This is a genomic window from Canibacter zhuwentaonis (assembly GCF_018531145.1).
Classification (GTDB): domain Bacteria; phylum Actinomycetota; class Actinomycetes; order Actinomycetales; family Microbacteriaceae; genus Canibacter; species Canibacter zhuwentaonis.
In genome coordinates this window covers 382657-395519 of sequence record NZ_JAHDSZ010000001.1, presented here as the reverse complement: position 1 = coordinate 395519, position 12863 = coordinate 382657, and the positions used below count along the sequence as shown (strand labels likewise).

At 51.1% G+C, this 12863-nt stretch carries 12 protein-coding genes; 7 read left to right on the top strand and 5 right to left on the bottom strand.

The annotated features are described in order from the left end of the window. Positions 1–85 precede the first annotated feature (85 nt). Positions 86–1558: a GTPase HflX gene (gene hflX / locus KJY78_RS01810; RefSeq protein ID WP_214336927.1), complete on the top strand. Its 1473-nt coding sequence runs from the start codon at positions 86–88 to the stop codon at positions 1556–1558. Between the two features lie 36 nt (positions 1559–1594). On the opposite strand, the gene lexA is transcribed toward hflX, so the two are convergent. Next, positions 1595–2275 (bottom strand): transcriptional repressor LexA, encoded by a 681-nt coding sequence (gene lexA, locus KJY78_RS01805; RefSeq protein ID WP_214336926.1) that lies wholly within the window; start codon positions 2273–2275, stop codon positions 1595–1597. A 165-nt stretch (positions 2276–2440) separates the two neighbouring features. Between lexA and KJY78_RS01800 the strand changes: the two genes are divergently transcribed. From KJY78_RS01800 to KJY78_RS01790, 3 genes are all read left to right on the top strand, one after another. Further along, complete coding sequence (locus KJY78_RS01800) at positions 2441–2920, top strand: hypothetical protein (protein WP_250544019.1); 480 nt, start codon at positions 2441–2443, stop codon at positions 2918–2920. A gap of 98 nt (positions 2921–3018) precedes the next feature. Further along, a complete protein-coding gene (locus KJY78_RS01795) occupies positions 3019–3738 on the top strand; it encodes a HisA/HisF-related TIM barrel protein (protein ID WP_214336802.1) in 720 nt (239 codons plus the stop codon). 18 nt (positions 3739–3756) lie between these two features. Then, on the top strand, positions 3757–4668 hold the full coding sequence (locus tag KJY78_RS01790; protein ID WP_214336800.1) for an SseB family protein: 912 nt from the start codon (positions 3757–3759) through the stop codon (positions 4666–4668). Positions 4669–4696: 28 nt separating this feature from the next. Here KJY78_RS01790 and KJY78_RS01785 read toward each other — a convergent pair whose 3' ends face one another. Further along, on the bottom strand, positions 4697–5062 hold the full coding sequence (locus KJY78_RS01785; protein WP_214336798.1) for a DUF1844 domain-containing protein: 366 nt from the start codon (positions 5060–5062) through the stop codon (positions 4697–4699). Between the two features lie 81 nt (positions 5063–5143). Then, a complete protein-coding gene (gene dcm / locus KJY78_RS01780; protein WP_250544018.1) occupies positions 5144–6421 on the bottom strand; it encodes a DNA (cytosine-5-)-methyltransferase in 1278 nt (425 codons plus the stop codon). A 78-nt stretch (positions 6422–6499) separates the two neighbouring features. Between dcm and KJY78_RS01775 the strand changes: the two genes are divergently transcribed. Then, positions 6500–7219 (top strand): Eco47II family restriction endonuclease, encoded by a 720-nt coding sequence (locus KJY78_RS01775; RefSeq protein WP_214336797.1) that lies wholly within the window; start codon positions 6500–6502, stop codon positions 7217–7219. Positions 7220–7230: 11 nt separating this feature from the next. On the opposite strand, the gene KJY78_RS01770 is transcribed toward KJY78_RS01775, so the two are convergent. Both KJY78_RS01770 and KJY78_RS01765 read right to left on the bottom strand, forming a co-directional pair. Further along, a complete protein-coding gene (locus KJY78_RS01770) occupies positions 7231–8163 on the bottom strand; it encodes a Ppx/GppA family phosphatase (RefSeq protein WP_214336796.1) in 933 nt (310 codons plus the stop codon). A gap of 65 nt (positions 8164–8228) precedes the next feature. After that, the gene (locus tag KJY78_RS01765; RefSeq protein WP_214336795.1) at positions 8229–10838 is read right to left on the bottom strand and encodes a DEAD/DEAH box helicase; all 2610 of its coding nucleotides are present in this window, start codon (positions 10836–10838) and stop codon (positions 8229–8231) included. Positions 10839–11083: 245 nt separating this feature from the next. Here KJY78_RS01765 and ald point away from each other — a divergent pair, with 245 nt between their 5' ends. Together ald and KJY78_RS01755 are read left to right on the top strand one after the other, a co-directional pair. After that, complete coding sequence (ald, locus tag KJY78_RS01760; protein WP_214336794.1) at positions 11084–12208, top strand: alanine dehydrogenase; 1125 nt, start codon at positions 11084–11086, stop codon at positions 12206–12208. A 192-nt stretch (positions 12209–12400) separates the two neighbouring features. Beyond that, positions 12401–12862, top strand: a complete 462-nt coding sequence (locus KJY78_RS01755; RefSeq protein ID WP_214336793.1) for a DUF805 domain-containing protein — start codon at positions 12401–12403, stop codon at positions 12860–12862. The last annotated feature ends 1 nt before the right edge of the window (position 12863 follow it).

The window sequence follows — 12863 nt, the reverse complement described above, 5'->3', positions numbered from 1 at the left end:
TCCGCTTAAAAACGCGATCGAGCAAAGCGGTGATGGTTATTTTATTGACTCGGCAGATGCTGTGCGGGAGCTTTCTATAGCGGATATGCGGCGGATCATCTCCGCAACACAGAGTGCGGCGCACGTTATTACCGACGGCAAAGCGCAGGCGCTAGGTGATGCGAGCTATGACCGGTTGAGTGACGGCGACACCGATATTGCGCTTGAGCGTGAAGAGCGAGCCGGATTGCGTAGGGTTTCCGGGCTGTCAACGCAGCTTGACGATATTACCGAGGTGGAGTATCGCGAGCTGCAGCTTGAAAACGTGGTTTTAATCGGAGTGTATTCCCGCGGCAGCCTGCAGGATGCCGAAAACTCGATGCGAGAGCTGGCAGCGCTTGCAGAAACGGCCGGGGCGAAAGTTCTTGACGGGTTGCTGCAGCGCCGCCCGCACCCGGATCCCGCAACGTATCTGGGGCGGGGCAAAACGGAAGATTTGCGGGAGCTTGTAGCCAAGCTGAAGGCCGACACGGTTATCGCCGATTCTGAGCTGGCGCCGAGCCAGCGCCGCGCGCTGGAAGACGCGGTTAAGGTCAAGGTTATTGACCGTACTGCGGTGATTCTGGATATTTTCGCCCAGCACGCAAAAAGCCGCGAGAGCAAAGCGCAGGTGGAACTTGCGCAGCTTGAGTATTTGCTGCCGCGGTTGCGCGGCTGGGGGCAGTCAATGTCTCGGCAGGTCGGCGGTCAGGTTGGCGCGACCGGTGTCGGAATGGGGTCGCGCGGCCCGGGTGAAACCAAAATCGAGCTGGATCGTCGCAGAATCAACGCCAAAATGGCAAAATTGCGACGCGAAATCGCGCAGATGAAGCACTCGCGTGAGACTAAGCGAGCAATGCGAACGCGCTGTAAAGTCCCGGCGGTCGCTATCGCGGGATACACTAATGCTGGCAAGTCGAGCTTGTTAAACCGACTCACATCGGCTGGTGCGCTGGTGCAAAACGAGCTGTTTGCCACGCTCGACACCGCCGTGCGGCAGGCGACAACCACCGACGGCAGAATCTTCACCTACATTGACACCGTCGGTTTTGTGCGGAGCCTGCCGCACCAGCTGGTTGAGGCTTTCCGGTCTACTTTTGAAGAGATCGCCGCGGCGGATCTGATTCTGCACGTTGTTGATGGCTCGCACCCCGATCCTGCGGCTCAGTTGAAAGTTGTGCGTGAGGTTATCGCGGAGGTTAACGCATCAGAGATTATCGAGATTGTGGTTTTTAATAAAGCGGATCTAATTTCTGATAATCAACGCCTTGTTTTACAGGGGCTCGCAAGTGACGCGGTGTTTGTTTCTGCAAAAACCGGTGCGGGAGTAGCCGATCTGTTAGCGCGTATTGACGAGTTTTTACCTAAGCCAGAACATGATATTACTGCGATTGTGCCCTATGATCGGGGTGATCTTGTAAATCAAATGCACGAACACAATAGGGTTATTAGTTTTGATTATGTGACAGCGGGAACTCTTATGCACGCGCAGGTTAGTGATGAAATGCTGGCGCGGTTGCAGCAGTATTTAGTTTCTTAGTAGTGCGTTTAGTCTTTGACTTGGTACGCGGCGTTCTTATAGTGCCCGGAAAACCGCAACAACTTTACCTAAAATAGTTGCTTCGTTACCGAGAATCGGCTCAAACTGCGTGTTTTGCGGCAGCAGCCAAAGGTTTCCGTCACGGCGCTTAAGCGTTTTTACCGTTGCTTCTTCGTCAAGCATTGCGGCAACTATGTCGCCGTTTTCAGCGTCCGCCTGTTCGCGCACAACAACATAGTCGCCGTCGCATATAGCGGCGTCTATCATCGAGTCTCCAACAACTTTAAGCATAAAAATATTGCCGCTACCAACGAGTGATTTTGGCAGTGCCATAGTATCTTCAACGTGCTGCTGCGCGGTTATTGGCACGCCCGCTGCGATCTGCCCAACTAGTGGCACCGCAACATTTGAGCTGTCAATATCGTACGCCTCCGCAGTGCCGTACGATGTGTTTTGAGCGTCTGCTGTTTGCGCCGCTGGGGCGTCTACTATTTCAATAGAACGGCTTTTGCCGGGAGCGCGGCGGATGTATCCCATCGATTCCAGGCGGCTGAGCTGGTGTGAAACACTGGAAATTGACGCGAATCCACAGTGCTCTGCTATTTCACGCATTGACGGAGGATACCCGCGCAGAGTGTTTTCTGATAACAGATAGTCGTAAACGCGCTGCTGCTTTGCCTTGAGGAGCGGTTTTAAGCTGTTTGAGCTGTTTTGCAGCAAGGTGACCTCCTGCGGGGTGGTAAGCAGAGTAAATATTTGTTCTAAAAAAATAATACTTTAGTTTCGATAATAATTGCAACATAACCGGATATTCGAAACTTTTTCTCGAACACTAATTCGACAAACTTGCTATTAGGGTGTAATCTTGAAGCAGTGAAACAAATGTTCGATTTTGGAGTTTTGATGACCAGAGTAACCACAGTACCTGAAACTGCTTGTGGCGCAGTCGCAAGCGATGCTAGCTTGGGTGTTGCCTCGCATAAAATTACTCACACCAGAGGGCGTTTAGCGCGCGTTAGGCTAACGCCAAAGGGGTGCGTCTTTTTTGTTACGCTCAGCTTGCTAAGCGCAGGCATTGTGTTTGGTTTAACAGCTTTGGTGTTAAACACCTCGGCTGCGGTGGCTTCAAACGAGTCTACACACGAGCAGCAGTTTAGTTATATTATGCCTCTGCCGGGTGAGACCCTGTACGAGATCGCGCAGGAGCTTGATCCCGAGCGTGATCCGCGAGATACTGTGGCTGAGATTATTAAACTAAATAATCTCAGTGGTGGTCTCTTAAAAGCTTATGAGCCTATTGCGATTCCACTGCAGTACTCTGACTCTAAGATTACAGTTAGTGCGGCGGATGTCGGGCGATAATAGCGACGCGGCTTGATACCGCTAGAGAGTTTAACAAGAGAGCGCCGCTACAATAAAAGCGTCAGCTTTAAGTTTTCTTTTCACAACAGGATGTTGTTTTGCGTACAATAACTTTGCTTCCGGCTATTGACATTAAAGACGCGAAAGCCGTGCGACCTGTGCGCGGGGGTGTTGATCAAAGTATTGGTGAGAGCAATCCGCTGGCAATCGCCAGAGAGTTTATTGCTTCGGGAGCTGCCTGGCTGCACATTGTTGACCTTAACGCAGCCTACGAGAACGGGGGAAACACCTCTGTTATTAAAAAGTTGATAGCCGAGTGCGGTGGTGTGAAAATTCAAGTTTCAGGCGGCATATCATCCACGGCGGGGCTTACTCGAGCGCTGGCGCTGCAGGCTGACAGAATCAACTTCGCAAGTGATGCTCTGGGAGATGTGAACTGGCTAAAAGAGGCTTTTGCGCGGCTGGGTGACAGGGCGGCGGTCAGCCTTGACGTTTGCGGCGAGCAGGTACAAGCGCGCGGCACCGACCGCAAGTTTGGTAGTCTGTTGCGCTACCTAGAAGAGCTATCGGCTGCCGGGTGCGCGCGTTTTACCGTTACTGACGTAACCCGCGACGGTAATTTACAGGGGCCTAATCTCGAGCTTTTACGCACCGTGGCACAGCACACTGACGCAAATATTACCGCATCGGGAGGTATTGCAACGCTTGCTGATATTGCCGCCCTCAAAGAAATAAAGGGCGTTGATGCTGTGATTGTGGGTAAAGCGCTGTACGCAAACAGGTTTACGCTGGGTGAAGCGCTTGCAGCTGCGGTATAATTGGTTGTACTTGTTACTATGGCTATTAGAAAACTTCGTTCAACCGGCGATATACCGCAAAACTCAAAAACTCGTTCGGGGCTGCCGGAAGGTATACTGCCCGGAGGGTTAGCTGATTCCGCTGGCATAGCGTGGGCGGGCAGAACATTTGACCATCACAACACCGCGTTTGCTGATGATGACGGGCTTGCTTATCCGCAATACACCGAGGCGGTTGCAATTTTACGCGCCGCAGCTCAGCGTTATCGTGACAAACAGCTCAGCGGTGACGCACAGCAGATTTCGGCAAGTTTCCAAGAGCTGCTTAAAGCTCAACAAAAGGTGTTGCGAGCATTACAAGAGGTGCGAGTGCTTGTGCCGCTTATTGCGCAAGCTGGCGATTTTGGCACAATCGCTACGGGTAAAACGGTTGAAAAAACACAGGAGCTGTCAATAGTTACCGTGCTAGCTCCTGACGGCAGAAAAGCGCTGCCGGTGTTTTCAAGCACCGCAGCAATGCGGGAGTGGGATAGCTCAGCGCGTCCGATTCCTGTTATGATGCCGCAGGTGATGCTCGCGGCCGCACAAGAAAACAGCGAAATGGTTATTGTAGACCCAGCTTCCAAAACAAGCGAGCTGGGGATTCGCCAGAATCAGTACGAAGCGGTTGCCACGGGAGCGGATTTTACCCCGGCGTGGGCGCAGCCCGAGATTGCCGAAAGAGTAAATAAGTTGCTCATTAGTGACAGTGTTTTGGTTGTTGCCCTGCTTCCGGCAGATCCCGAGCTAAGACTCATTAGCGCCGAAACAGAGCTTGTTTTAGGTTTGCGCCCCGGTCTTTCAAACGGCGAGGTGACGACAATAGTTGATAACGCAAAACAGGCGTGGCAGCGCGAGGAAACGCTCGTGAGCGCGGTTGATTCTCTAAAAATCAGGGTTGTTTCGCTTTAAGTGAGGGCAACCGCCCGGGCTGTTTAAGCTAGATAACAGATCCTGTGTATTTTTCGCCCGGTCCTTTGCCGGGAGCATCGGCAATCGGTGAAGCCTCTCTAAATGCAAGCTGCACACTGCGCAAACCGTCGCGTAAACTTCTTGCGTGCATATCACTGATCTCGGGTGCTGCGGCGGTCACAAGCCCAGCCAGTGCGGTTATTAGCTTGCGTGCCTCATCCAGATCGATTTGAGTTTCTGGATCATCCGCGAGCCCCACTTTCACAGCGGCCGCGCTTAACAGGTGCACGCACGCGCTAGTGATTATTTCGACCGCAGCAACATCCGCAATATCGCGGGTTGCCTGTGCGGCTGCGTCGTTTGCTGTAGCTACACTGTTTGCTGTTTTATCCATACGAATATTTCATCATACTTAACCAAATAAAAAATTGGGATTAGCAGGGAAACTCGCAAAAACTGTTTATCAAAGCCGTTATCACGAGCTGTAATACTCTTCATCGGTGGCTGGTGTAACGTATGCTTGGTCTTCGGGCGTTACTTTTCCAGATATCATTGTCGCAGCGCATCTGCCGAGATAAAACGCTAAATTAACAGGAACAGCGTTTCCGATCTGTTTATATTGTGCATTCATTCCACCACTAAAACGCCAAGTGTCGGGAAAGGATTGAATACGCGCGTATTCGCGCACGTTTAGAGGTCGCGTATGTTTGGGGTGACATCTTTCAGTTTGCTTTTGAGCTGGTGAGCAGGTTAGGGTCAAAGATGGTTCATGCCAAGATAATCTACGTGCTATACCTGTTTTGCCGCCAGATAGATGATAAGATCCTGCTAGATATTCTTTCTGCAGTTTTTGCGGTAGGTCTTTCCAATATCCGCCCGGTGGTACTTGAGATAGTACATTATATTTAGCAACTGAGTACTTCTGACCGTCGCTTTGAGGATAGTCGCCAATAGCATCCCATAACGAGACGATATAGTCACGTTCTTTCGGAAAAAATATTTGTGACGATATATCGCTTCTGACTCCTATGATTATTAATCTTTCGCGCTTTTGCGGAACATCGTGGTACTGAGATCTTACAATTTTGTAAGCGATATTGTATTTTATTCCCGCCACTGGGTCGGAAATCTGAGAGAGTGTTTTCATCATAGTCGTAAGAGTTCGCCCGCCGTCGTGCCGAAGCAAGCCTTTTACATTTTCACCTATAAACACTTTGGGCATCACTTCTTGGATAGCCCGTGCAAATTCAAAAAAGAGCGTTCCTCTTGTGTCGGCAAAACCTTTGCTATTACCTGCGTAGCTAAAAGCCTGGCAGGGGAATCCGCCTTCTAAGAGATCTATTTGCTTATTAAAAGTTTTGAAACTAAACTCTGAAACGTCTTGTCGAATAATATTCCAATGCGGTCGGTTTAAAGCTAATGTATCAACGGCATGCCTGTCTATATCCATAAGTAATTTATGTTCGAAGCCCGCATTCTCTAGACCAAGGGCGGTTCCTCCTGCCCCGGCAAATAAATCTATGCAGCTGTATTTTTGTGTATCGGTAGTTACAAGAGCCGTTCCTCTGGGTAAAGAGTCTTCGTGGGTTTTGCAGTATCGTTTATTGTAAAGTCGCTGCAGTTCGTTCAGATCAAATTCGCGAACACCTGTTGCGCTGCGAGTTGCTTTTATTATTCCTGCTTTATCCCATCTCCTTAAGGTGTCTATAGAAACATTAAGTTTGGTGGCTGCTTCAGAAATTTTGATTTTCATTCACTTATTATAACCTTTGCATATGCAAAGGTTATAGAATTTATGCTTGTAAAATGATTCATAGTATTCTTAAATTTTATGAAAACATATAGTTATGGAATCGACTTCTTTGATGATGAAACTCTTGAATCTGAAGTTGAGAAGATATTCACTTCTCTTGACAGGGCGATTAAATCTAATCCTCACAAGAACATTATGGATCCGTTTTTAGCTATATTTGAGGCGACATATAACAAGATTTCCATAGAAGAGTGGTTAGATATGGAAACTTCCAGACAGTTTAATAAGACGTTAAGTAACGCAATAGGTGCTTTTCACCAGAATCTTTTGGGGGCGTTGCCTGGATGGACTAGTACTGGTAGGTCAGGCGGTGTGATTGATATTGTTCACAAAGAAGAGTTTGGTGTTACGGGCAGGCCGGCAATTGGTGAAGTTAAGAATAAATTTAACACTTTAAACGCCAGCGGAAAACAAACTCTATATGACAACTTTCAGGATGCCTTGAAATGGAATTATAAGGGATACAACTGTTACTTGGTTGAAGTTATTCAGAAAACTCCAAAACCACAACATCCTTGGAAAGTCGCAAACAGAGGCGAGCGGGAAGACATTCGTTTAATAAGCGCCTCCGAAGTTTACAAAATATCCACGGGTGACGATCAAGCCTTTAGTAAATTTTTTACTGCAGTCAATGAACTCCTGCTAAAAAAATATCAGTTACCATCCAATGAGCAGGCACAGCGCCTGTTTAAGCGAGCTTTTGGTAGTGCTGGCATGCCAGAAAACGCAACAGGCTGATAGCACCGCCACTACCGCAAATTAAGCCGGTCAATGTATTGCAGCACAATTCCCTCACGCAGCGCCCACGGTGAAATATCGAGTTTTTGTACACCAAAAACTTTCATCGCGGTGCGCAGCAAAACCGCACCCGCCATCAGCTGATAACCACGCTCAGGCGTCACCCCTGGCAGATACTCGCGCACGTTAGAGGGCATTTCGCGCAAAAACGGCTCCCACTCTTTGAGGTCGCTATAGTAGAGCGGCGCTTTTTCGCCGGTCACAGGATCCGCCGTCCCCGCAACAAGCCTCCCCAGCGAGCGGATCGTTTTCGAAGTACCAACAACGCGCTGCGGCGCGGGTCGATTCTGAAACAGCTCGCTTTTAACACGGCTAAACTCTGCGCGCGCGTATTTGCGCAGTTTTGAAACAGCGGCATACCCCGGCGGGTCATCCGGAATAAACTGCACCGTGGCGCGCCCCGCCCCCAGCGGCAGCGAAACCTTAGCGTCCGGGTATTCGTTTGACCCCTGTGCGATCTCAAACGATCCGCCGCCAATATCAAACAACAGCAGCTCACCGGCAGACCAGCCATACCAGCGCCGTACCGCAAGCATCGTAATCGCGGCCTCCTCTTCGCCAGATAACACCTGCACATTTTCACCGGTGGCGGTTTTGATCAGTTCAAGCACGAGCTGCCCGTTACTGGCCTCACGAATCGCGCTTGTGACGGTAATTATAAGATCTGCAACCTTAATTTTGCGGGCGGCAGCAACCGCCGCGCTAACAGCAGAGAGAATCTTCTGCATCCCCTCCTCGGTGATCGCGCCGCTCGCGTCAATATAGCGCATGAGCCTGACCAGATCACGCTGCGAATGGTATGGCACAGGGCTGGCCCCGGGGTGCGCATCCACAACCAGCAGATGCACAGTGTTTGAGCCTATATCGATTACACCAAGCCGCATAAATAACCCGTCTTTAAAATTGCTGTAAACTGGTAAGAGCGCCAAAAGCGCGGTATCAATTCTACCTAGCGCGCTCTAAAATCATGCACGGTGATTGCCGGTTCGCCCAGCTGATTGCTGAGTGCAAGATCGCAGCTGGCATAAATCGCCCAGGCATTATCCCGCTCGGGATCTAAAATAACCTGCTCGATCTGCCAGGTTTGCGTAGATTCCTTGTCGATCACGCACATCGCGCTGTTGCGCGCGCTGGCACCGGTCTCGATATAGTCGTATTCGCTGTAGTAAGCATCAAGCGCGCGATCCCAGTCGTGTTGATTCATGCTCTGGGGCAGCGGATGCGATAGCTCGGCTGTAATATATGGCTTGGAGAGATCGCTCAGCTGTTTCACGTTGTCGAGCGCGGCCGCGGTTACAAGCTGGAACAGTTTATTGCGCAGCATCCGCTCAAAAGCGGCTCTGTTGTCTGTGAGCAGCCCTGATGCGGCAGCCCCTGGTGGAAGCAGGTCACTCTCGTTGCAGGTTGCGCTCGCACTCTCCTGTGCGGCCGCTGTGCTACTGAGGCGCGCCCACTCGTCGAGCAGGCTTGAATCCACCTGCCGAATCATTTCGCCGAGCCAGTTGATAACATCGACTAGCTCTGCGGTTTTGTGTTTTTCTGGCACCGTGCGCACGAGCACGCGATAAACATCTGTGAGGTAGCGTAGCAGCACGCCCTCAGCTCTGGTTAGGCTGTAGTGGTTAATGAACTCGCGGAATCCGAACAGGTTTTCGAGCATATCGCGTAAAACGCTCTTGGGCGCAATCTCGCTTGCTCGCGCCGCGGGAGTGTGCGTCGCATACCGCTCAAATGCCTCGACCAGCAGTTCGCGCAGTGGCTGCGGGTGCTCGACCTGCTCTAGCTCGTTTTGGATCGTGTCGTAGGCGGCTCCGTCGGCTTTTAACTGCGCAACTAACTCGCGGCGCAGTTTTTGCTGCTGGGCAATTAGCACGGCGCGCGGGTTTTCAAGTGTGGCCTCCACAACCGAGACTATATCGAGTGTAAAAGAGGCAGCTGCCGGGTCTAGCAGCTCAAGCGCGGCAATTCCAAACAGAGACAGCGGGGAAGTGAGCGTGATATTCGTGTTTACTGACTCGTTAAAGCGCAGTAGCTTGCCGGTGTCAGTTTCCACGACTGTAATCACGCCCGCATTTTTCAGGCTGCGGATAATCTCCAAACTCTGTCGCATTAGCGTGTATTTACGCGGCGTGCTCTCGTGTGACATTTCGATTATTTTGCGCCCCTCGCAAAACAGCTCACCGGGCTCTGTTTCGCCCCGCGACAGGAAAGCAAACACAATTGGATAGCTCACCTGCATCCGGCTTGTGAGCGCTTCGGGCGCTGCGGCTGTGAGGCGCTCAAAAGTCTGGGCGCTGTAGTTCACCCCGCCCTTGGGCGCTTGTTTTTTAACAGGTTTTGCCTTTTTGCCGGTTTTCAGCTCTTTCGCCGCGGCCTTGCTCGCGGCGAGTGCGTTAGCGACCTCGTGTTCCGGCGCAACAACGATCACGTCACCCGCGGTGTCGTGTCCGGCACGCCCTGCGCGACCGCCGATCTGGTGGTATTCGCGCGCGCTCAGGCGGCGTTCTTTTGTGCCGTCAAACTTAATAAGGGTTGTCAAAATAACGCTGCGGATCGGCACGTTAATGCCAACTCCGAGCGTGTCAGTGCCGGAAATTATTTTGAGTAGCCCCTGCTGTGCCAGCTGCTCAACTAGGCGGCGGTATTTTGGCAGCAGCCCTGCGTGATGCACGCCAATTCCGTTCTGCAGCAGTTTTTTGAGGGTCGGACCGTATCCGCTGTTAAACTTAGCGTCCTGCAGCGCTTTACTCAGAGCTGATTTTTCGTGTTTTTCAAGCGGCGCAAGGCTCATTAGTGCGTTTGCCTGCTCGATTGCGTCAGCCTGTTTGAAGTGCACCAGGTAGAGCGGCGCGCGCGAGCTTTTAAGCGCCAGTTCAACGGTTTTTTGCACCGTCTCAAGCTCGTAACTGTAGCTTAGCGGCACGGGCCGATCCACTCCCGTTATTTCTGCGGTTTCGCGTCCTGTGTTTTGATTTAGCGTTGCCACAACGGGCGTAACATCACCGAGAGTTGCGCTCATTAAAACGAACTGGGCGTGGTGCGCTGTGAGCAGCGGCACCTGCCACGCCCAGCCGCGCTGCTTGTCGGCGTAGTAATGAAACTCGTCCATAATAATCTGGTCGATACCGCAGCAGGCGAGGTCGGAGAGCGCAAACTGCGCGATAATTTCAGCGGTTGCGCACAGCACCGGTGCCTGCGGATTAATTGCAACATCTCCTGTGAGCATCCCCACATTTGCCGCGCCAAACACCTCTGCCAGCTCAAAAAATTTTTCGCTCACAAGCGCTTTTATCGGGGCGGTGTAAACGCTGCGCTTGCCCTGCGCCAGCGCGTAAAAGTGAGCGCCTAGCGCAACCGTTGATTTGCCTGTGCCAGTTGGCGTTGCCAACACCACATTTGCGTCCAGCATTACCGCAGTGAGCGCCTCTGCCTGCGCGGGATACAGCTGAAACCCCCGGTGCTGTTGCACCCACGAGGTGAACTCGTCGTAGGCGGCATCGGGGGTATTTTCACGTAAGAGTTCCGCGGCTATTTGCGCAAGCGCGGGGGTTTCTGACATTATAAAATCCTTGCAGTGGTTAGGAGAGTGGATTACGAAGACATTGAATTGATACCAGTTTAGCCTTCCAGCGGAGTATCATGCGATGATTTAACAGCTTGGCGATGTTACAATGGAAACGCTAGCATCGGGCAAAATTGGTATTCGCCGGAGTTGGTCGAAGCTTGCGCCAATATTGCAGAGCTTTACAAATTAGGATTCTGCAATGCACTGATTATACAGACCAAGGAAAATGGAGCGTAAAAATGCGCGTTGGAGTGCCAACAGAAATTAAAAACAACGAGAACCGCGTTGCAATCACTGCTGCGGGCGTTGTGGAACTCGTGAAAAACGGTCACGAAGTTCTGATTCAGTCAGGTGCTGGTGTGGGATCCTCGATCTCTGATGAGGAGTTTCGCGATGCCGGAGCCGTTATTGTTGATTCTGCTGACGAAGTGTGGCAGAAAGCTGAAATGGTGCTCAAGGTTAAAGAGCCTATTGCACCAGAGTATGACAGGATGCGCAAGGGGCAGGTGCTTTTCACCTATCTCCACCTTGCGGCTTCTAAGGAGTGCACCTACGCTGTGATCAAGAGCGGCACAACCGCTATTGCTTACGAGACAGTGCAGCTTCCTAACCGCGCGCTGCCTTTACTTGCGCCGATGTCTGAGGTTGCGGGTAGGCTTGCGCCGCAGATTGGTGCGCACCACCTGCTAGCTCCAAACGGTGGCAGGGGTCTGTTGCTGGGTGGTGTAACAGCAACTAGCAAGGCGAACGTTGTTGTAATTGGTGGCGGCGCAGCCGGTGAGCAGTCGGCTCGCATGGCTTATGGTCTTGGCGCGGCTGTTACCGTTATCGATATCTCACTGCCTCGTCTGAAGCAGATTGAAGATATTTACAACGGCGGCATTTCAACGCTGACTTCAAACTCGCTGAACATCACCAATGCGCTAAAAGACGCTGATCTTGTTATCGGATCTGTGCTGATTCCTGGAGAGAAAGCCCCTAAACTTGTAACCGACGAGATGGTTGCAAAGATGAAACCGGGCTCAGTGCTTGTTGACATTGCGATTGACCAGGGCGGATGCTTTGAGAACTCGCGTCCAACAACGCACGATGATCCAACCTACAAGGTGCACGATTCTATTTACTACTGCGTTGCTAATATGCCAGGCGCTGTTCCAACAACATCAACAGTTGCGCTCACAAACGCAACACTCCCTTATGTTGTGGCACTCGCCAACAAGGGCTGGGTTAAGGCGTTGCAGGATGATGAGTCACTTGCAAAGGGTCTTAACGCGCATGAGGGTGTTATCACCTATAAGGGAGTGGCGGATGCTTTCCCAGAGCTGGAAAGCGCAACCGTTGCTGAGGTGCTAGAGCGCGCATAGTGTTTTAACCTAGAGCTGTGGGCGGTAACGTGAGTAGCGTTACCGTCCACAGTTTTTAGTATATTCGCAGTCGGTAGTGTGATAAAAGCGCTGGTTGTTTGATGCCGTGGTATGATTATAGCCAGAAATTACGCCACAGCTTGTGGTTGTGGTTTCACATACTAAAAAGTAAATTACATCGAGTGAGGGACTATGAATTACGCTGAGGATTCTAGCGGTGAAAACTTTTACGGCACAAAAGATCCAGATAACCTTTTGTTGCCTTATTACAACGCACCTGCGCTCACAGCTGTAAAACGGTTTTTTAAGAACTATGTCAATTTCAAAGGGCGTGCGTCTAAGAGCGAGTACTGGTGGTCAGTGCTGTTTGTTAACATCGTAGGTTTAGTGCCGGGGGTTGGCGTTGTCTTGCCAGCTGCTCTTGCTGGCGAAGTTGGCGGTTTACTTTTGAGCTTGCTAATTATGCTCATAGTAGGTCTTGCGTTGACTCTGCCAACCCTGTCAGTATCCTGGAGAAGACTGCAAGATGCAAATATAAACGGTGTTTTTGCACTGTTTATTTTTGTTTTTTCAACTATCACAACTATTGTTATCGGACTGCTGAGCACAAATGCTGAGGGTCGCGTGTTCGACGCACCTGCGGCACGACGCTAAT

Bases quoted from the DNA above. Each gene is read 5' to 3' on its own strand.
- hflX (WP_214336927.1), top strand. From the start codon at position 86: ATGCGGCGGATCATCTCCGCAACACAGAGTGCGGCGCACGTTATTACC.
- KJY78_RS01800 (WP_250544019.1), top strand. From the start codon at position 2,441: ATGTTCGATTTTGGAGTTTTGATGACCAGAGTAACCACAGTACCTGAA.
- KJY78_RS01790 (WP_214336800.1), top strand. From the start codon at position 3,757: ATGGCTATTAGAAAACTTCGTTCAACCGGCGATATACCGCAAAACTCA.
- KJY78_RS01785 (WP_214336798.1), bottom strand. From the start codon at position 5,062: ATGGATAAAACAGCAAACAGTGTAGCTACAGCAAACGACGCAGCCGCA.
- dcm (WP_250544018.1), bottom strand. From the start codon at position 6,421: ATGAAAATCAAAATTTCTGAAGCAGCCACCAAACTTAATGTTTCTATA.
- KJY78_RS01775 (WP_214336797.1), top strand. From the start codon at position 6,500: ATGAAAACATATAGTTATGGAATCGACTTCTTTGATGATGAAACTCTT.
- KJY78_RS01770 (WP_214336796.1), bottom strand. From the start codon at position 8,163: ATGCGGCTTGGTGTAATCGATATAGGCTCAAACACTGTGCATCTGCTG.
- KJY78_RS01765 (WP_214336795.1), bottom strand. From the start codon at position 10,838: ATGTCAGAAACCCCCGCGCTTGCGCAAATAGCCGCGGAACTCTTACGT.
- ald (WP_214336794.1), top strand. From the start codon at position 11,084: ATGCGCGTTGGAGTGCCAACAGAAATTAAAAACAACGAGAACCGCGTT.
- KJY78_RS01755 (WP_214336793.1), top strand. From the start codon at position 12,401: ATGAATTACGCTGAGGATTCTAGCGGTGAAAACTTTTACGGCACAAAA.